19 protein-coding genes are annotated in these 18,973 nt (G+C 46.1%); 8 read left to right on the forward strand and 11 right to left on the reverse strand.

Going from position 1 to position 18,973, the window contains the following annotated elements:
- Positions 1-93: 93 nt before the first annotated feature.
- The 6 genes from treR to M654_RS19520 form a co-directional block, all read right to left on the reverse strand.
- Positions 94-810 carry a trehalose operon repressor gene (gene treR, locus M654_RS19495; protein ID WP_026589595.1) on the reverse strand — a complete coding sequence of 239 codons (717 nt, stop codon included), beginning with the start codon at positions 808-810 and terminating at the stop codon, positions 94-96.
- A 21-nt stretch (positions 811-831) separates the two neighbouring features.
- Complete coding sequence (gene treC / locus M654_RS19500) at positions 832-2,520, reverse strand: alpha,alpha-phosphotrehalase (protein WP_026589596.1); 1,689 nt, start codon at positions 2,518-2,520, stop codon at positions 832-834.
- 72 nt (positions 2,521-2,592) lie between these two features.
- Entirely contained in the window at positions 2,593-4,002 is a 1,410-nt protein-coding gene (gene treP, locus M654_RS19505) for a PTS system trehalose-specific EIIBC component (RefSeq protein ID WP_026589597.1), read from the reverse strand.
- 250 nt (positions 4,003-4,252) lie between these two features.
- Positions 4,253-5,395, reverse strand: coding sequence for a GerAB/ArcD/ProY family transporter (locus M654_RS19510; protein ID WP_163170567.1), 1,143 nt, complete (start codon positions 5,393-5,395; stop codon positions 4,253-4,255).
- A gap of 349 nt (positions 5,396-5,744) precedes the next feature.
- Positions 5,745-7,157 (reverse strand): alanine/glycine:cation symporter family protein, encoded by a 1,413-nt coding sequence (locus tag M654_RS19515; RefSeq protein WP_026589598.1) that lies wholly within the window; start codon positions 7,155-7,157, stop codon positions 5,745-5,747.
- Between the two features lie 165 nt (positions 7,158-7,322).
- Positions 7,323-7,700, reverse strand: a complete 378-nt coding sequence (locus M654_RS19520; protein ID WP_026589599.1) for a DnaJ family domain-containing protein — start codon at positions 7,698-7,700, stop codon at positions 7,323-7,325.
- A 261-nt stretch (positions 7,701-7,961) separates the two neighbouring features.
- On the opposite strand from M654_RS19520, the gene M654_RS19525 reads away from it, so the two are divergent.
- The 4 genes from M654_RS19525 (at position 7,962) to M654_RS19535 (ending at position 11,368) form a co-directional block, all read left to right on the forward strand.
- A complete protein-coding gene (locus M654_RS19525) occupies positions 7,962-9,923 on the forward strand; it encodes a lipoteichoic acid synthase (protein ID WP_026589600.1) in 1,962 nt (653 codons plus the stop codon).
- 127 nt (positions 9,924-10,050) lie between these two features.
- Positions 10,051-10,803 (forward strand): type I methionyl aminopeptidase, encoded by a 753-nt coding sequence (gene map, locus M654_RS19530; RefSeq protein WP_026589601.1) that lies wholly within the window; start codon positions 10,051-10,053, stop codon positions 10,801-10,803.
- 143 nt (positions 10,804-10,946) lie between these two features.
- Complete coding sequence (locus M654_RS23655; protein WP_179115635.1) at positions 10,947-11,102, forward strand: hypothetical protein; 156 nt, start codon at positions 10,947-10,949, stop codon at positions 11,100-11,102.
- Between the two features lie 134 nt (positions 11,103-11,236).
- Positions 11,237-11,368 (forward strand): YflJ family protein, encoded by a 132-nt coding sequence (locus tag M654_RS19535; protein ID WP_077735322.1) that lies wholly within the window; start codon positions 11,237-11,239, stop codon positions 11,366-11,368.
- A 42-nt stretch (positions 11,369-11,410) separates the two neighbouring features.
- Here the strand turns inward: M654_RS19535 and M654_RS19540 are convergent, their stop codons facing one another.
- Positions 11,411-12,061 (reverse strand): MOSC domain-containing protein, encoded by a 651-nt coding sequence (locus M654_RS19540; RefSeq protein ID WP_026589602.1) that lies wholly within the window; start codon positions 12,059-12,061, stop codon positions 11,411-11,413.
- A gap of 110 nt (positions 12,062-12,171) precedes the next feature.
- Between M654_RS19540 and M654_RS19545 the strand changes: the two genes are divergently transcribed.
- The 3 genes from M654_RS19545 to M654_RS19555 all read left to right on the forward strand — a co-directional run bounded on the left by M654_RS19545 (position 12,172) and on the right by M654_RS19555 (position 13,479).
- Positions 12,172-12,444: an acylphosphatase gene (locus M654_RS19545; RefSeq protein ID WP_026589603.1), complete on the forward strand. Its 273-nt coding sequence runs from the start codon at positions 12,172-12,174 to the stop codon at positions 12,442-12,444.
- Between the two features lie 115 nt (positions 12,445-12,559).
- Entirely contained in the window at positions 12,560-12,844 is a 285-nt protein-coding gene (locus tag M654_RS19550) for an autorepressor SdpR family transcription factor (protein WP_026589604.1), read from the forward strand.
- On the forward strand, positions 12,841-13,479 hold the full coding sequence (locus M654_RS19555; protein WP_026589605.1) for an SdpI family protein: 639 nt from the start codon (positions 12,841-12,843) through the stop codon (positions 13,477-13,479). The genes M654_RS19550 and M654_RS19555 overlap by 4 nt, the downstream gene beginning before the upstream one ends.
- Positions 13,480-13,621: 142 nt before the next feature.
- Here M654_RS19555 and M654_RS19560 read toward each other — a convergent pair whose 3' ends face one another.
- The 3 genes from M654_RS19560 to M654_RS19570 all read right to left on the reverse strand — a co-directional run bounded on the left by M654_RS19560 (position 13,622) and on the right by M654_RS19570 (position 17,484).
- Positions 13,622-14,731 (reverse strand): nitric oxide synthase oxygenase, encoded by a 1,110-nt coding sequence (locus M654_RS19560; RefSeq protein ID WP_026589606.1) that lies wholly within the window; start codon positions 14,729-14,731, stop codon positions 13,622-13,624.
- A 130-nt stretch (positions 14,732-14,861) separates the two neighbouring features.
- Complete coding sequence (locus M654_RS19565; RefSeq protein WP_026589607.1) at positions 14,862-16,505, reverse strand: M14 family metallopeptidase; 1,644 nt, start codon at positions 16,503-16,505, stop codon at positions 14,862-14,864.
- Between the two features lie 181 nt (positions 16,506-16,686).
- Positions 16,687-17,484 carry an MBL fold metallo-hydrolase gene (locus M654_RS19570; RefSeq protein ID WP_026589608.1) on the reverse strand — a complete coding sequence of 266 codons (798 nt, stop codon included), beginning with the start codon at positions 17,482-17,484 and terminating at the stop codon, positions 16,687-16,689.
- 124 nt (positions 17,485-17,608) lie between these two features.
- Between M654_RS19570 and M654_RS19575 the strand changes: the two genes are divergently transcribed.
- On the forward strand, positions 17,609-18,391 hold the full coding sequence (locus tag M654_RS19575; protein ID WP_026589609.1) for an MBL fold metallo-hydrolase: 783 nt from the start codon (positions 17,609-17,611) through the stop codon (positions 18,389-18,391).
- A gap of 6 nt (positions 18,392-18,397) precedes the next feature.
- On the opposite strand, the gene M654_RS19580 is transcribed toward M654_RS19575, so the two are convergent.
- Positions 18,398-18,970, reverse strand: a complete 573-nt coding sequence (locus M654_RS19580) for a VanZ family protein (protein WP_026589610.1) — start codon at positions 18,968-18,970, stop codon at positions 18,398-18,400.
- Positions 18,971-18,973 lie beyond the last annotated feature (3 nt).

The following is an 18,973-nucleotide window of genomic DNA, read 5'->3' on the forward strand; positions in this document are numbered from 1 at the left end:
CCTTTTTACGTTACACGTATCACATCATATTCAATCGGCACGGGAGCAGAAACGGCTGCACAAAAAAACACGGCCGCCGACAGGCGGACCGTGCTATTTCTCTCTTCTGGCAAAATCGACAAACCGAAATTTATCAAGGCGGTGTCTGCTTTCCGTGTATTGGAACAAAGTCGTATCATCGAGAAAAACGAAATTTTTCACCACGACGATATGGTCATATCCGTTGAGATCCAAATACTTTTGATCCGCTTCCGTACACGGCTCCACGACGATTTCTTTATGGGCGTAGCTGATAACAAGCCCGAGCTCGCCTTCGAGGTATTGATAGATCGAATCCTCGCATATCTCTTTTGTTAACAGCGGTACGTTTTGGCGGATAAAATAATCCTTGTCCAGAATGACACGCTCGCCGTTGATGTTTCTCGACCGGACGACACGCCATATGTCTTCATCAGCGGAGATCCGAAGCTGTTTTTGTATATATGCGTTCGGGAGCGTCAAGCCGAATTCATGCACCGTCGTCTTTGTTTCTTTGCCGAGCGTTTCGGAAAGCTCTTTAAAACTGACGAGGCCGGAAACCGGGAACTGCATTTTTTCCCTGTTCAGCACAACCGAGCCTTTTCCCTTAATTTTTTGAATGTATCCGTTTTGCGCAAGCACATTCAGCGCTTTCCGGACGGTTTCTCTTGACGTCTCATAGTGCTCGGCCAGGTCATTTTCCGATGACAAAATATCACCGGCGTTTAACACGCCTTGATCGATTTGGTCTGCGATTTCTTTGTAAATCATCATATATTTGTTGACTTTCATTTTTTTACCACCAAGCTTAGTTTAGCATGGTTTGCGAAGATGATAAACAATCGATTGATAAGGTTTCACCTTAAAGCTTGTCAAACGCTCCGGAATGTCGGGGTCGTTGGAAATGAGAACATTGGCTGTATATCCTTCAACATCAAGATCATCCGGCAGGCGGAATTCGCTTTCTCTGCCGTAAAAATTATTGATGACCAAAAGCTTTTCATTTTCCCCGTTTCTCACATATGCGTAAAGATCCGGATCGTCTTCAAGAATGAGCTGATAATCGCCTGTCGTGATGATATCGTATTGTTTGCGCAGCTCATTTAACTTTTTATAATGGTAGAAAATCGAATCAGGATCGCGGAGCGCTTCTTCGACATTGATGTGTTTGTAATTGTCAGGCACCGGAATCCACGGTGTTCCCGTTGTAAATCCGGCATTTTCCCCATCATTCCATTGCACAGGCGTCCGCGAATTATCGCGTGACTTTGCCTGCAAAATCTTGAGGATCTCCGCTTCGGATTTTCCCTCTTCTTTCATCAGGCGGTACATATTTAAAGACTCTACATCCCGATAAAGTGAAATATCGTCAAACTTCGGGTCTGTCATACCGATTTCTTCCCCTTGGTAAATGTATGGGGTGCCTTGCAGCATATGAATCGCGGTTGCCAGCATTTTCGCCGATTTTTTGCGGTATTGTCCGTCATCACCGTAGCGCGAGACGATGCGCGGCTGATCATGGTTGCACCAGAACAGCGCATTCCAGCCGCCCCCTTGATTCATTTCAATCTGCCATTCAGACAGAATCTTTTTCAGCTTGAGAAAATCGAAATCAGCAAGCGCCCATTTTTCGCCGTTTGGATAGTCCGCTTTTAAATGATGAAAGTTAAAGACCATATCGAGCTCCCGGCTTTCCGGGTTTGTGTAGCGGATGCAATCGGCAATCGTCGTCGATGACATTTCCCCGACCGTCATGCTGTCATATTGAGAAAAAACCTCTCTGTTCATTTCGTGCAAAAATTCGTGCACCCTTGGCCCATCCGTATAAAACCTTCGTCCGTCTCCCTTGTCGTCATCGGGAAAACGCTGATCTTTTGAAATGACGTTGATGACGTCAAGCCTGAAGCCGTCAATTCCTTTTTCAAACCAAAAATGCATCATCTCATACACTTTTTTTCTGACCTCTTCGTTTTCCCAATTTAAATCAGCCTGTGTGACATCGTAAAGGTGCAAATAATACTGCCCCGTCTTTTCATCAAACTGCCAGGCGGAACCGCCGAATTTTGACTCCCAGTTTGTCGGCGGCAAACCATCCGGCTTCATATCTTTCCAAATGTAAAAATCGCGGTAAGGATGATCTTTCGAAGACGATGCTTCTTTAAACCATTTATGCTCTGTCGATGTATGGTTGACGACAAGGTCCATAATCACCTTGATTCCGCGTTGATGGGCTTCCTCGAGAAGCTCCTCAAAGTCGGCCATAGTTCCGTATTCTTCATGAATCCGGTAATAATCGCTGATGTCATACCCGTTATCATGCTGCGGGGATGCATAAATCGGCGTCAGCCAAATCACATCACACGCCAGCTCTTTGATATAATCGAGCTTTTCGATGATTCCCTGAATGTCGCCGACACCGCTTCCTGTCGTATCGTTAAAGCTTTTCGGATAAATTTGATAGACTGTCGCTTTTTTCCACCATTGGTTTTGTTTCGTTCTCATCATTTTGCACCACCGTTTTCTTCTATATAAAATGGGAAAAGGGAGCGGCAAAACACGCTCCTTCCCCTGCTGTTATTTTTGTTTTAATTTAGCATAAGCGTATGTTCCGGCGAACGGCACCACAAGCACGATCGCCATCCCAATCGCGAATGCGCCCCAATACTGGGCCATGATAGAGAAAATGCCGGGCACACCGCCGACTCCGACAGAGCTTGCCAGAACCCCTTGTGAGGAAATATACATTCCGGCCAGCCCTGAACTGATCATCGCGATCACAAACGGGAAACGATATCTGAGATTCACACCGAACAGCGCGGGTTCGGTAATGCCGAGATATGCCGAGATGCCCGAGGTTAAAGAGAGACCTTTCTGCTTCTCATCCTTGACGATAAACATCATGGCAAGCGCTGCTGATCCTTGTGCGATATTGGAAAGCGCCAGCATCGGCCATAAAAATGTACCGCCGAGCTTGGAACCGATCAGCTGAAGATCGACTGCAAGGAATGTATGGTGCATACCTGTGATCACGAGCGCCGCGTATAAGCCGCCATACAACAGTCCGCCCAGTATGGCAAATTTGCCGAAGACAGCAATCAGGCCTGATGTCAGCAAATTGCCGATCGCAAATGTAATCGGGCCGATCACGATAAATGAAGCAAATCCTGTGACAAGGAGCGTGATCGGTGCAACAACCAAGAGCTGTATGCCCTCAGGTGTCCGCTTTGTTAAAAACAGTTCAATTTTGGCCAGCATATAAGAAGCAAGCAAAATCGGCAGCACCTGTCCCTGGTAGCCGACTTTCTGAACCTCCAGACCGAAGAGATTCCAGACCGGGATCTTTCCGCTTTGCTCTGCTGCGCCATATCCCCACGCATTTAACAAGTCGGGATGAACGAGCATCACACCAAGCACAATACCGAGCAGCGGATTGCCGCCAAAGCGTTTGACAGCTGACCACCCGATTAATGCAGGCAGAAAAGTAAAAGCCGTGCCCGCAATCAAATTAATCATATTGGCGAGATCCGCCCACTGCGGATAGACTTCGACAATCGATTTGCTGAAGAAAATGCCCTGCGCCGTTAAAATATTATTGATCCCCATCAGCAATCCCGCTGTCACAATCGCAGGCAAAATCGGAATAAATATATCCGCAAGCGTTTTCACAGCACGCTGTAAAGGATTCATATTTTTTTCAGAGGCCTTTTTCACCTCATCTTTACTCGACTCGCCAATACCGGTTTCTTCGACCAGCTCCGCATATACTTTATTGACTGTTCCTTGGCCGATCACCACTTGAAACTGTCCATTTGTTGAAAATGAACCTTTGACTACATCAATTTGATCAAGCAACTCTTGATCAACCTTGCTTTCATCTATCAATGCAAACCGCAGGCGCGTCACACAGTGGGTTGCTGCTGCAATATTATCCACACCGCCGACTGCATCGACGATTTGACGCACTGGTTGTTTGAAATCCCCCATTCCAAACCCTCCTTCTCTCGTTTAACCTGTATATACATGTTATGCTTATATTGTAATCCTGTATATACAAGTAGTCAACATATTTTTTGTAGCGCTTTCATAAATAAAAAAACCGACCGCTCCATGTAAAAAACAAAAAAGCAGGAGCGCTTCTCTCGAGAAGGCCTGCTTTCAAACTGCTTGTCATATACGTGCAAAAAAGCCGCACCGCACTCTGTACGATGGGAATTCTAACAAAAGCGGATCAAGGTCAATGGTTTTGCCTTCTAAATTTTGATACTCCCAATACGAATATCGGAATGACAAACCCCATCGTTCCAAAATAAAAAAACATCCATTTAATAAACTCACTGGTATACACGATGTTCGGGTAAACGATGATGGAGAGAACGACCAATATCATACCTAAAGGGAATGTCAAAACCCTGTAATTCTTGAGCTTTAAGGTATGAGCAAGGGACAAAGCGGACGCATAGAAACAAACGGCTAATTTAAAGAAGATAGAAACAAACCAGATGCCCGCCATGACGGGCTCAAGACGCTGCAGAAAATCGCCGATATTAATTTTTTTTGACAGCGCATAAGTCGGATAAAAATGCCTTGCTGTCATATCTACACCAAGAACGACTATGGAAATGACTGTAATCAGAATTAATAGTATTCCTGCTTTACACGTTCCTAAAAAGAAATTCTTTTCGACTTCTTTCCTCTTTTGAACATAAGGAATGATCATAAGAAACGCAGAAAATTGAAAAAAGGGGACTGCAATAAACGGAAAACTCGCGCGAACGGTGGCTTTTATTCCGCTCTCAAAAAAAGGCTGTATATTGGAAAGTTGAAACTGAGGCGTTAGTGCAATCAAAAGTAACAACAGCAAAAGGATTAACCACGGATAAAATATTTCCGCCGCCCTGGCCAATGTCTCAAGCCCTAAACGAATACCTATAATCACAACGATAATAAACATGATTAAAATGGATGGCAGAGGCGTTTCCGGGAGAATGAGCGTTAATAGAAAGTCACCAACATCCCGAAGAACAAAGGCGGAAATCAAATAAAAATTAAAGAAAAAGCCCAAATTAATCAACGTTCCCAGCCATTTTCCGAAAATCACTTCCGTATATTGAGCAAAATTCAAATCAGGGTAAGGTTTTGCAACTGAAGTGATAAGTTTCACAATCAACAGCCCAATCCCCACTCCAAATACGGATGAAATCCAGGCATCTTGTTTGGCTTCGGCAGCAAGTGACGCAGGGATATACAAGACAGAGCTGCCTATGGTAAATAAAAAAACCAATACCTGAAATTGTCTTGCTGAAATCACACCATTTTCAAGCATATTTATACCTCTTCCAGCAATTTTCTTTCCAATAGTATGATCGCGAACAGACATTTCTATCCTGCAATGATAAATGTATGATATATGATCAAACATTACATATTACAGAAATGATTTTTGCTTTCAGTGCAAGTTTATGCTGGACTCACCTCTTGTTGGAGCAAGATAAAAAACGGCGGGGCACCGCTTAAACGCCCCAGCCGTTTTTTATCTTTACAAAAAGCGGACACGGGCTTGGAAACCGAGCCTGCCGAGCTAAGCTCACGCCCGCGCTGTTTTCATCCGCACATTCTGTTCAGCGCCCCTTCGACTCCTGCCATGCCAACGTTATTCATGATTCTCTATGCTTAAACTCGTAAAATCCATGGCTAAATCCCTTTTTCATTTTCCGTCTCGCCGATCGCTAAGAATTGTTTACCTTTTGCTGCGTTTCGTAAACGCTCTCTTGCTTTCCGATATCTTTCAAATAGTACTTTTCTGATGTGAAAAACTCATCGTATAAAGATCTGACTTTCCTGCTTAAGAGCAGCACCGCTATGATATTCGGAAACAAAATGAACGCAAGCGCAAGGTCAAGAAAGCCCCAAATCGCCTTCGCTCCGCCTGCCGCGCCGATGATAATGGCCGCCAGATAGACCAGCTTAAGCACATGTCCCGCGATCTTGCCAAACAAAAACTCGGCTTGCTTAACCCCGTAAAAAATAATCACCGTAATCGTTGATAAAACGAAGAAGACGAGCGAAATCGACACGAAATATTCCCCGCCGCTGCCAAAATAGCTGCGAAAAGCATCCGCGGTCAGCGCCGCCGGGTTTTGCAGGGCGTTTTCCCCTGTCCATACCCCTGATGAGAGAACGACAAAAGCTGTCGTTGTGCAAATCAGCAGGGTGTCAACGACAATGCCGATGACAGACCAGAAGCCCTGCCTCACCGGGTGGTCGGTCATTGCCGCTGCATGGGCGATCGGCGCTGTGCCCATTCCGGCTTCATTTGAATAAAGGCCACGGGCAAACCCCCAGCGGACGGTTTCGGCAATGGCTGCTCCTGCAAATCCCCCCAATGCCGATGAAGAGGTAAACGCATTCGAAAAGATGAGAGAGAAAAAAGCGGGCACTGCTGACACATTCGTGAGGACAATGAGGAGACCCGCCCCCACATATGCCCCTGCCATAAGCGGCACCACCAGCTCTGTCACTTTTCCAATCCGTTTGATCCCCCCGATGACAACCAGGCCGATCAAAAAGGCAATTCCGATTCCGGCGGAGATTCTATTGAGAGAAAAGGTTTGCGCCAATGAAACAGAGGCCGAATTTCCTTGCACCATGATGCTTGGAACCAGCTCAATGATCAGTGCGACGGAAAAAAAGACGCCAAGCCATTTCATCCGCAAGCCTTTTGTGATGTAGTACATCGGTCCGCCGACAAACTCGCCGTCTTCATTCTTTTCTCTGTAATGAACAGCAAGCACGCTTTCCGAGAACTTAATCGCCATGGCAAACAGCGCGATCAGCCACATCCAAAAAACCGCTCCCGGACCGCCGAACATAATGGCCGCCGGCACACCGACAATGTTTGAGGCGCCGACCGTCGAACTGAGAGCGGATGTCAAGGCCTGCAGCGGTGTGACCGTCCCTTCTCCCTTCGGCTTTTTCCCTACGCTTGCGATCGTCTGTTTGAAAATGTATAAAGGATAACGAAACTGAAAAAATTTCAGCAGGACCGTCAAATACAATCCTGTCCCCGTCAGCAACACAATTAAAGGCGGCCCCCAAAGCCAATCAGATATACGCTGTACCCATGTTAACAGTATGTCCATCCTATCACCCTTTGTTCGTTTATGTGTCATTACCACAAATGAAGAAACATAAACCTTTTTTGCAGCAATCACATATGAATAGGGTTCGTCATCATACCTATCGATTCCTTCGACTTCCAGATCGAAAGAGGTGGAGCAGACATAAAAAAACGGCGGGTCTCCGCCTTATGAACGCCCCAGCCGTCCGTATATTTTATCTTTATAAAAAGCGGACGCCGGCTTGGAAAACATTCCTTTTTTGTCGGCGAGCCTGTCGAGCTTGAGCTGGTTTTCCGTTTTTCTCTTCATTAAACGCTCGCGCTCGTTTTCATCCGTGCACTTGGCTATCAGCTCGTCAATCGTCATCATCTCTTTTTTCAGCGCCCCTTCGTCTCCTGCCATACCGGCGCTTTTCATGATCCGGTATGCCATGCGAAGATGCTCGGGCACATGCTGGGCCTCATCTTTTCTGAGCGGCTTGCCCATTCCGGGAAGATTGTCAAATTCCCCGTCCTTCATCGCCTGCTTAATTTTGTCCTCCGATATGATGCTCGCAAAATCCATGGTCTAATCCCCCTTTGTCGTTCATATACTATGATCAGTCTGCCACAAAAACACCCTTCCGCCAATATATGTGAAGCACAAAATATTTCCAGATCACCTTTCCGGACGTGAAAAATGCAATATTGCCGGGCGTTTTGCTGATATTTAGGCCGCTTGAGTTTCCGCTTTTCTAAATCGGCATTTCATGGTATATTTTATACATTCGTTTTTTTCTTTCGTTCCGATGGTTTTATACTGATCCGGAAAAAAGGAGTGTAACAATTGAAAAGATTTATTAAGGAGAGGGGCCTTGCCTTCTTTCTGATAGCCGCCATATTGCTATGGCTAAAAACTTATGCTGCGTATGTAATTGAATTTAATTTAGGAATAACCAACACAGTTCAACAGATTTTGCTTTTTGTGAATCCGATTAGCTCAAGCTTGTTCTTTCTTGGATTGGGACTCTTGTTCAAGAAAAAAATACAGCAGACAGCGATTATAGTGATTCATTTTTTAATGTCTTTTTTGCTTTATGCAAACATCGTATACTACAGATTTTTCAGCGACTTTATCACATTGCCTACGATCATGCAGGCAAGAACAAACGGGGGGCAGCTCGGAGACAGCATATTCTCGCTGATGCACCCGCTTGATGTGTTTTATTTCATCGATACTATCATTTTAATCGGTTTGGCCGTATTTTATAACAGGCCTTCTGAAACAAGCACGAAAAGACCGTTTAAAATTGTCATGGGTGCAAGCGTCCTGGTCTTTCTCGCCAATCTCGCGGTTGCGGAGATGGACCGTCCCGAGCTCCTCACCCGTTCTTTTGACCGCAACTATCTTGTGAAATACTTGGGAACTTATAACTTCACGATTTATGATGCGGTGCAAAACATTAAGTCAAACAGCCAGCGCGCCCTGGCCAGCTCCAGCGACGTGACGGAAGTTGAGAACTATATTAAAGCCAACCAGGACAAACCGAATGCCGAATACTTCGGCAAAGCGAAAGGCATGAACGTCGTATACATTTCCATGGAATCGCTGCAGACGTTCCTGATTGACTATAAGCTTGACGGCAAAGAAGTGACGCCGTTTTTAAACTCGCTGGCTCATGATGATGAAACATTTTATTTTGACAACTTTTTCCACCAGACTGGACAAGGTAAAACATCAGATGCCGAATTTATGATGGACAACTCGCTGTATCCTTTAGCACAAGGGTCTGTCTTCATCAATAAAGCGCAAAACACGCTGCAGTCGGCACCGGCCATTTTAAAATCCCAAGGCTATACATCAGCGGCGTTCCATGGCAACTACAAAACGTTCTGGAACCGCAATGAAATGTATAAAGCCATCGGATATGACAAGTTCTTTGACGCTACGTACTACGATATGAGCGAAGATAAAACGAAAAACTACGGCATGAAGGATAAGCCGTTCTTTAAAGAATCAATGCCGCTGTTAAAGAGCCTGAAACAGCCTTTCTATACGAAGTTCATTTCGCTGTCAAACCATTTCCCATTCGAAATGGATGAAGGCGATACAGACTTCCCGGCCGGTGACACCGGAGACAGTGTCGTCGACCACTATTTCCAATCGGCCCACTATATGGATCAGGCGCTTGAACAATTCTTCAACGACCTGAAAAAAGCCGGATTATACGACAATACGATTGTTGTCATGTACGGGGACCATTACGGCATTTCGGAAAACCACAACAAAGCGATGTCCAAAGTATTGGGCAAAGAGATCACGCCATATGAAAACGCGCAATTACAGCGGGTTCCGCTGTTCATCCATGCGCCTGGGGTCAAGGGAATCAAATCCCATAAATACGGAGGCGAAGTCGATGTAGCCCCTACTCTGCTTCATTTAATGGGCGTGAACACGAAAGATTACTTGATGAGCGGTTCAGACCTTCTGTCGCCTGAACACCGCGAAGTGATTCCGTTCAGAAACGGCGACTTCGTTTCTCCGGAGTACACGAAAACGAACGGACACTACTATGATACGAAGACAGGAGAGCTTCTGAACGAGAAAGACATCGATCCGAACATCGAAGAATCGGTGAAAAAAGAGCTCGAAATGTCCGATAAAATCGTCGACGGAGATTTGCTGCGCTTCTACAAACCGAAAGGCTTCAAAGCAATCGATCCGAGCGACTACGACTATACAAACCATAACCCGAAAACATCGGAATCTGATGCATCGAAAACGACAAATTCAGATTCAGGACAGTAATCGTCAAGCGCCCGCTTTCCTCATGGAAGGCGGGCGTTTTTTTGTCTTGAAGCCGGAGCTGTTCCTTTTTCGTGAACAGATATGGTAAGCTTGATTTGGAATATAAAAAAGAAAGCGGGAATGAATCGTGATTGTAACGAATGACCAAGAGCTTGAAGGGCTCAAAAAAATCGGCAGAATCGTCGCTTTGGCACGGGAGGAAATGAAGGAAAAAGCAGCTCCCGGCATGAGCACAAAAGAGCTTGACCTCATTGGAAAACAAGTGCTTGAAGCCCACGGAGCAGCTTCAGCTCCGGAAAAGGAATACGATTTCCCGGGAACGACATGCATCAGTGTAAATGATGAAGTAGCCCACGGCATCCCGAGCAAATCGACCATTTTACAAGAAGGCGATTTGATCAATATCGACATTTCGGCAGAATTCGGCGGCTACTACTCAGATACCGGCATTTCTTTTGTTCTGGGAAAAGGGGATGAAACGCTGCACAAGCTGTGCGAATGTGCTGAGAGCGCATTTCAAAAAGGCCTATTGCAGGCGCGGGCCGGCAAAAAGCAAAACCAAATTGGCAGAGCCGTATACAATGAAGCGAAAGCAAACGGATTTACCGTCATTAAAAATCTGACGGGACACGGCATTGGCAAAAGCCTCCACGAAGCGCCGAACCATATTTTAAATTATTTCGATCCGTTTGATAATGCATTGTTTAAAAACGGAACCGTCATCGCCCTGGAGCCGTTTGTTTCAACAAAAGCCGAACATACTATAGAAGCCGGTGACGGTTGGACGTTCAAAACGCCCGACGGAAGCTTCGTCGCGCAGATCGAGCATACGATCGTCATCACAAAAGACGAACCGATCATTTTAACACAGCTTGATTGATTTTCTCATACTGTCAGTATGATTCCTTGCAGGCCTCGCAACGAATGCGAGGGTTTGCCGAGACGCTTAAGGCCCGGACCCGGAGAGGTCCGGGCTTTTATGTTAAAATAAAAAACAGAATGTGCGAAAGGAGCCCTTTTGTTATGCTGTTTGCCATCATCGGGCTGATCTTTTTGATCGAGAGCGTGTTCTTAACGGTATACGCCCACAAAAAAAAGAACGGCTATTTAAAATACATCGGAATCGTTCTCAGCATTTCGATTGCTGTGATGATCATCGTCAGCCTGACACACCAATGACACCATGCGCAGACAAACTCCCGAATTAGGACGAAAGACTCAGTTTTAGAAAATTGTCGCCCACCCCTTTTCAACGTTTTTCTATAGATGTTAGAATGCCAATTGCATCGAATCATAGAAGGGAGTTTTCTGCCATGCATTACGGAAGCAAAGGCTGGTATGTAGAAGAACTGAAAAAGCTAGGGATGACGAAGTATGAAGGAAGAAAGCTTCAAAGCTATAAAGCACACTTTTTAGCCAATCTGCTCGACAGCATGAAAAAATAAACGTTTCGTTTGAAATAGCCGTGCCACTGGGCACGGCATTTTTTAAGCTGTGAGCTGCTTTAAAAAGGAAGCTCTCCAGCTGTCTGACAAAGCTTCGACCTCCAAAATCCTCTGGATGGCGGGCTTGTTATTCCTGTCATGATACATCAGATGGTTGGCGTATGAGACGGTCATCTCGTGTGGATCGCGGGAGACGAGCTCCAGCTGCGCTCGGGGCGCGACGATCCCTTCTTGCAATACCCTGAAATAAAATCCGCTGTAACCTGTTTCTCTCACTCTCAATACCATATCTTTTTCATTCAGTTTTTTGGCAAGCTTAAAGCACGGCTGCCGCGGCTGGCTGATCTGCACAAGAGCTTCTCCAAGCTTAAAAGTATCGCCGATGCACACATCTTTTTCTGTTAAGCCTTGTACGGTCACATTTTCTCCAAACGCCGCCTGAGGAAGCTTCTTGTTCAGAACCTCCTCCCAGTATGCATAATGAACCGCCGGATAGACGCAAACCGCTTTATCGGCTCCGCCATGGTGGACGAGATCGGCCTGCCTGTCTCCGTCAAAGTTCGTGCGGCCCAAAAACACGGGCTTGTCGACGGCCTGTTTCACAATCGCCGTCTCTACCTTTTTTCCGGCAAATTCGTATGTATCCGGCTGTCCAACGTAAATCGACAGAATCTCATATTTCTGATTTTCCAAAACCTCACGCCCTTCCTTTATTTTCATATTGTAACGATTCAATTCGATCATGTCTATGCCGTGATCTGAAATTGGGAAATATGATAGCATAGAAGAAAAGGGGTGTTCCTATGCTTCAATATCGAATCATCGTCGATGGAAGGGTCCAAGGCGTCGGCTTTCGCTATTTCGTGCAAATGGAAGCAGACAAACACAAACTAACCGGCTGGGTGCGGAATCTTGACGACGGTGCTGTGGAAATCCGTGCCGAAGGGCCTGAGGAAAGCCTGAAACATTTCTTAAATGCCGTACAAAAAGGAAGTCCATTCTCAAAAGTAACGAACGTGAAAGTGGAAGAAACAAAACACATCGATGGCTATCAAAAATTTAATATCAGCTATTAACCCCCATACAACATCCGCCGCCAATGGCGGATTTTTTATTGATGTATTGACTTCATCGCCTTTTTATTTTAGTATTTAGTTAATTAACTAAATATCGAATTAAGGAATGCTTGACATGAATCAAACTTTTAAAGCTTTAGCTGATCCGACGAGAAGACAAATATTGAATCTTTTAAAAGACCGGGATTTGACCGCCGGTGAAATTTCCGGGCATTTTCAAATGTCAAAGCCGAGTATTTCTCAGCATTTGAAAATCTTAAAACAGGCCGAATTAATCCAGGATGAAAAAAAAGGCCAGTTCATCATTTACTCATTGAATACCACCATGTTTCAAGACATCATCAGCTGGGCATTCAGTTTTACTGAACAAACAGATCAGAACGAAGGGGATACAAAATGAAGAAGCACTTATTTCCACTGTCTATGATTTTAGCTAACCTTTTGATGTGGGCGATCACTTATCCGCGCATGTCCAATCAAGTTCCCATCCATTGGTCATTCTCGGGCGAGGTTGACAGATACGCTTCAAAAACGGAAGCGATGCTCACCATGATGGCCTTGCTTGTTTTTATGTATATCTTAATGATCCTGACGCCAAAGATCGACCCGCGCCGAAAAAACTATCAGCTTTTTGCAAAAACGTATCATCTCATCATCAACGCCATGCTGCTGATCTTTTCCCTGATCAACCTGCTGCTCGTGATGACCGGGCTCGGCTATGACCTGCCGACGGGAAGCATCGTGCCGGTACTGGTGGGCGCTCTTCTCATCGTCATCGGCAATTACCTTCCGAGAGTCCGCTCCAATTTCTTCTTTGGAATCAAAAACCCGTGGACATTGAGCAGTGATGCGATTTGGAAAAAAACCCACAGATTTGCGGCGAAGGTATTTACCGCAGCAGGGCTTCTAATCGCGGCAAACGGCTTGTTTTCTTTAAGCGAAAATCTGATACTGCCCATCATTTTGCTTACCGTTTTTGCACCTTATCTCTATTCCTATATGCTGTTCCGGAAAGAAAACGGCATGAATGGATAAAGGCTGGATGATGGACATCCGGCTGTTTTAAAAATTCATGCCGAATAGTTAAAAGCAAAACATCAGGCTGTCCGTACTCCCGGACAGCCTCTTTTATTTGCTTCCCTGATCTTCAGCGAATATGCATAAGCTGACAACGTCCTTATTCTTCCCATTTCATTGTTTCATAGGGCTTTTCCTGATAGAAATAATTTGGTTTGACTTCTCTATCCTCATAATAGCTGTGAAAAATATGGGTCGATGCCGGCGATAGCGGCGGAATCAGCCATGTCCAGCTTGCAGCAAGCTCCCTTCCCTCTGCGGCTTCCTGTTCTTCAAACCGTTTAAACTGGCTGGCCGCGGTATGGTGGTCAACGATGCTGACACCTGCTTTTTTATAAGAATGGAGGACTGCCCTGTTCAGTTCAACAAGCGCTGTGTCTTTCCACAGCGAAGCATTCCGCACTGTATCAAGCCCCATAACGGCCGCGACTTTTTCGAGCACATTGTAGCGATCCGTATCCGCGAGATTGCGCGCGCCGATTTCCGTTCCCATATACCAGCCGTTAAAGGGGGCGGCATTATAATGAATCCCCCCGATTTCCAGCTTCATGTCCGCAACGATCGGGACGGCATACCATTTCAGGCCCAGCTCTCGGAAAGCGGCAATCTCAGGGTGTGTGAGCGCCACCTCTTTCACAATCGCCCTTGGCAGTTCATACCAGACTGGCGGACGGTCTTCGACTTGAAACACGAGCGGAAGCGGATCAAAAGGCGTTCCCTCGCCTTTCCAGCCAAGCGCCTGACAGACTTTTGTCAGCTTCAAGGAAGCCGGGTCGCCGATCACGCCGTCTTCCGTCTCATATCCCGCATACCTGATCAGCTGATGGTTCCAAATGGTCACTTTTTTCTTCCCGTCTTGCTCAGGCGGAAAAATGGTAATAAACGGTTTGATTTTCCCGCTGTTTGTCGCCAATTGAATGTGTTGAAAGAGCGCATCCCTTACCTCTTCCTCTGTTCGGACGTCCCTGTGATCAAGGACGTTTAGAGAATGCCAAAACAGCCTGCCGATGCAGCGGCTGCTGTTTCTCCAGGCCATTCGAGCGCCGTGTTCGATTTCTTCCCGCGTGTGTGTGTAGCTTCCCGTTTTCTTGATTTCCTCTTGTATGTTATGTAAACGGAGCTTTTTTTCCTCTTCGGATTTTGCCAGCTCTCCGTAACATTGCTCAATGAAGGCCTTTGCTTCATTCCATCGTTCTTCATGTGCCTCCAACCGGATTCTCTCCTTCCTGATCTAAAGAACTGATACTTATTGTATAGGTTTCCGGCAATGTTTAAAACCTTTCTGTATGAAATGACAAAAAACCGCTAAAAAGCATCCGTCAAATGACGGATGCCGCTTTTTATTCTTGAATATGAAGCGTCTTTTGCTCGGACATAAAGCGAAAGATCGGGAGCTCTTTGCCTATTTCAGACGAAATATAGCCTGTGCTGACAAAGCTGTCCACCGATTCAGGCTCAAGCGCGATCGATAAAAGGTTGGTTTGCGGCTGAGCGGTGAAATAGATTTTTGTTCCCTTTGGAAACTCTTTTGTCTTCAGTTTAAGTTTTGTGTCCACTTTTACGACAGGCCGGCCTTCGGATTCCCCCGCCGTTTCCTTGGAGACAACCTGATAAGCTTCGGCGGTGAGCTTTTGCTTAAACTTCAGCGTCACGCCTTTAAGCCCCTGATCTTGCAGTTTCTGATCGATTTCCTCATGCCCCGGCAGAACGAGATAGGCCGTCGGCCGTGTACGCGACAGCGTTGGAACAGATTGGCTGGCGCTGTAATATTGAACTGGCACATCGATGGCTTGTCCTGAGGCGATATCAGCCATTTTGAGCGTATCTGCAAATGGTCCGGCAAATTCGCTTTTGATGACGACCTGATCCTCGTCATTTGCCTTTATCGCTTTTTGGATGAGCCTTCGTTTTTCTGCGGCGACGAGATGCTTGACTTCAGCCGCATGCTTGACCGTCGTATCAATGATGGTCTCATGCGCGGCCACTTGGGCGGCGACTCTGCGTGCGAAATTTTCGCGGCCAATGTCGATTCCCCTGCTTTCAACCAGGAAGGAAAGAGCTGGCTGAAGGGCAAACGCGTTCCGCCCGATTCTCGCCTCTGTACCGCCTTCATAAATCTCTATTTTCCCGGCTTTGCTTTTGCCGGTCGTATAATAGGAATCATTTGAGAACCCTTTTTCATCAAGCTTTTCCTTGACTCCATCCACATAGAGGCTGTCAGCTGCATCCCTCAGCGGTTCCGGGATATTCAGATTTTTCCCTGATAAAATCAAAATATCGTGGTATTTTAACGCCCCTTTGTCACCGATTTGTTGGAATTCGTTTTGTCCGACGCCGTATTCATGAGCGTCAATCGCGACCTCAGGCGAGAATTTCGCGAATTCCTTATGGATGGCGCGCACTTCGGGAGACTCAAGCTTTACATGGTCTCTGTTTCCGTCGATTCCGCTCGACAGCCTCCTGTTAAAGTGATAGGAACCGTCAGGATTCACTCGCGGCACGATGATGACATTGACCTTCTCAAGGACTTGCTCACCGTATGGCCCGGCTAATTTCTCGGCCATTGCCAAAGCCGCTTCTCCGGCGGCTGGTTCATTTCCGTGAATCTGCCCCTGAAGCCAAACGGTCGGCTTTTTGGATATCGTGCGAATGCGCTCGTCTTTCGTAAAATAAAGCACCGGAATCTTTCTTTTTTCAATTGAAGAACCGAGATTTTTCATTTTGACATACGGGCTTTTTTTTGTCAGTCTGTGTATAAACTTCATCATTTCTTCCTGTGTCGTAAAGGCTTCCCCTTTTTTCACAAAAGCAGGTGTTTGAAAGGTTTCTTCAGGCTCTGGATACAGTGAAGACAATTGATCTGGCTGAGTGTAGTTTTTTCCGTAGTAAGGGGTTTCGGCGGCATGAACCGCATCGGAGAGCAGCAGTCCGGCAAACAAAATCGTCATCCCCAGAAAAGCTTGCAGACGTTTTGGCATGTTCATCTTTCCTCAGCTCCTTTCCTGAATACCTGCATTATAAATGAAATGTGCGCATTTTTTGTCTAAAATTTCAGAAAATGAATCATTTGGTACACATATACAGACGGGACCTTGATGAATTGCGATAAATGAAATGGTCCATTTTTCACTAAAAAACATTCGGCAGAACCGAATGTTTTAGCCTTTACGACTGTGAAGCAGGCAGGTGGTCGGACAGGCTGAACAGCTCCCGGGAAAAGTCGTCTCCCTTCATCGGTACGCCGTGTCCGGTCAACAGAGACGCCGGTCCGAGATCAGCCAGCTTGCGTATCGAATCGGCCGCTTGCGGCCAATCCATCGTAAAATATGCGGGCGGTCCGTTTAGCTCCTGCTTTTGGATCGCCACCTCAAAAAGGGATTCTTGCTCAACGGTTGTAATGGCATCACCTGCGATCAATGTTCTGTCTGACTGCCGGAAAAGCGAAACATGTCCAGGTGTATGACCTGGTGTCTCCACCCATTTCCATCCGGAAAGGAATGGGACGGAGCCGTCTTCGTCAAGCGGCTTGACATGGGATGAAATATTGATGGAATGCCGTGGAAACAATGGTGAAAGCTTGGCGACCAGCCCGCTTTTTACTTCCGGCTTGGCGGGCGGATAATCCGCTTTTCCCGTTAAATACGGCATTTCTTTCGGATGGGCGTATACGGGAACCGGCCATTTGTCCAACAGCTCTTCCAATGCGCCGACATGATCGAAATGCCCGTGTGTCAGAATGATCGCTTTCAGGCGAAAATCACTCCCAAATCGCTCCTCCGCCTCCTTTAAGATGGACGAAGCAGATTGAGGCATTCCCGCATCGATCAAAATGGCTTCACGCGTATCAGGATCAAAAATAAAATAGACGTTTACAATCTGAACGGTTAACCCGTAAACTCCTTCAGCATACTCCTCTAAAACACCGCTTTTAATCGAAGTCAGCGGCATATAAGGATCACTCATGATTTCACCACGCTTACTGTTCATATAACCATTAGTGTGCGCCTTTTACACCTTAATATGTGCTTTTTCTTTTAGATACCCCATGATACATTTAAAAAAACGATATCCAAAAGGAGGAAAAACGGTGATTGATGATTCATGGTTTACCGTGACAGATCTGGGCGGGGATACATTTGCGATCAGCGAGGACGGCCATTGGGAGCATGTCCATTCCTACTTGCTTCTGGGAGCGGATGAAGCGTATTTAATCGATACAGGCCTTGGCATTTCCAGCATTAAAAAGATAACGGACAAGCTGACAAGCCTGCCCGTCAAAGTAATTACAACCCATGTGCATTGGGACCACATCGGAAGCCACGGGGAATATGACTGCATTTATGTTCATGAAGCCGAGAAGGAATGGCTCACAGACGGAATCAAAGGGCTTCCCATTGAACAGATCCGCCGCGATGTCTCACGTGACATTACAAAACCGGTGCCTGAGACCTTTTCCCCTGAAAGCTATACTCCGTATCAAGGAGAGCCGACAGCCGTTCTAAAAGACGGCGATGTGCTCGGCAGGAGCTCAAGGCCGCTGATCATTTATCATACACCAGGGCATTCTCCAGGGCACATCTCTGTCTTCGATGAAACGACGGGCTTTTTATTCACCGGCGACCTTCTATATTCGGGAGCCCCCGTCTACGCTTTCTATCCAACGACTGATCCCTGCCAGTTGGTTTGCTCTCTTGAAAAAATATCCACCCTCAGGCAGGTCAAGAAAGTATTTGGCGGACACCATCAGCTTGGACTTGCCCCCGATATTTTAAAGGAAGCCGGGCGCGCCGCACATCATCTAAAAAAACACCGTTTGGCCAGGCATGGAACAGGCATTCATGAATTTAAAAGCTTCAGCGTTCAGTTTTAGCTCAAACTAAATATAGAGATTTTTCGCAGGAAGCCTTTTCCCGATGACGCGAAGCATATATGTACAGAGGCAAAAACCGATGACACCGCCAAGCGTGTTCAGGATTAAATCATCAACATTAAACGTTCTCACCGCGATCATTCCCGCCGCTGACAGGACTAGCTGCAGACATTCGATGAAAAAGCTCGTCAAAAACAGCAGGATGGCCGCGCTTTTAATAGATAGATGTCTCCATAAAAGCGAAAGATAAACACCTAAAGGTGCGAGGAGCAATACATTGTAAAACGTGAGGCGGGCGGCATGCCAAAAAAACCAGTCGAATCCGGCCGCCTGATACATTTGAAACAAGTCGCCCACAAAATAAAACGGAATGAGCTGAGCATCGATCGCTGCGAATTCCTGATCAGGAACATGAATTCCGCCCATCGTCAGCTGAAAGACGGCGCACAAGTAAACGAGGAAACTGGCAAAAACGATTTTTCTGAAAAAGCTTGTCCTTTTTCGATTTTTGACAACGTCATACAGAAAGTAGATAAAAGATAAGATGATACCGAGAATCAACAAATCAACAAACAACATACA

This window comes from Bacillus sp. NSP9.1, from assembly GCF_000465465.2.
GTDB classification, from domain to species: domain Bacteria; phylum Bacillota; class Bacilli; order Bacillales; family Bacillaceae; genus Bacillus; species Bacillus sonorensis_A.

What these genes read in the sequence shown, in the direction of transcription:
- treR (WP_026589595.1), bottom strand. Translation starts at nt 810, where the DNA reads ATGAAAGTCAACAAATATATGATGATTTACAAAGAAATCGCAGACCAA.
- treC (WP_026589596.1), bottom strand. Translation starts at nt 2,520, where the DNA reads ATGAGAACGAAACAAAACCAATGGTGGAAAAAAGCGACAGTCTATCAA.
- treP (WP_026589597.1), bottom strand. Translation starts at nt 4,002, where the DNA reads ATGGGGGATTTCAAACAACCAGTGCGTCAAATCGTCGATGCAGTCGGC.
- M654_RS19510 (WP_163170567.1), bottom strand. Translation starts at nt 5,395, where the DNA reads ATGTCTGTTCGCGATCATACTATTGGAAAGAAAATTGCTGGAAGAGGT.
- M654_RS19515 (WP_026589598.1), bottom strand. Translation starts at nt 7,157, where the DNA reads ATGGACATACTGTTAACATGGGTACAGCGTATATCTGATTGGCTTTGG.
- M654_RS19520 (WP_026589599.1), bottom strand. Translation starts at nt 7,700, where the DNA reads ATGGATTTTGCGAGCATCATATCGGAGGACAAAATTAAGCAGGCGATG.
- M654_RS23655 (WP_179115635.1), top strand. Translation starts at nt 10,947, where the DNA reads ATGCTGTTTGCCATCATCGGGCTGATCTTTTTGATCGAGAGCGTGTTC.
- M654_RS19535 (WP_077735322.1), top strand. Translation starts at nt 11,237, where the DNA reads ATGCATTACGGAAGCAAAGGCTGGTATGTAGAAGAACTGAAAAAGCTA.
- M654_RS19545 (WP_026589603.1), top strand. Translation starts at nt 12,172, where the DNA reads ATGCTTCAATATCGAATCATCGTCGATGGAAGGGTCCAAGGCGTCGGC.
- M654_RS19550 (WP_026589604.1), top strand. Translation starts at nt 12,560, where the DNA reads ATGAATCAAACTTTTAAAGCTTTAGCTGATCCGACGAGAAGACAAATA.
- M654_RS19555 (WP_026589605.1), top strand. Translation starts at nt 12,841, where the DNA reads ATGAAGAAGCACTTATTTCCACTGTCTATGATTTTAGCTAACCTTTTG.
- M654_RS19565 (WP_026589607.1), bottom strand. Translation starts at nt 16,505, where the DNA reads ATGAACATGCCAAAACGTCTGCAAGCTTTTCTGGGGATGACGATTTTG.
- M654_RS19570 (WP_026589608.1), bottom strand. Translation starts at nt 17,484, where the DNA reads ATGAGTGATCCTTATATGCCGCTGACTTCGATTAAAAGCGGTGTTTTA.
- M654_RS19580 (WP_026589610.1), bottom strand. Translation starts at nt 18,970, where the DNA reads ATGTTGTTTGTTGATTTGTTGATTCTCGGTATCATCTTATCTTTTATC.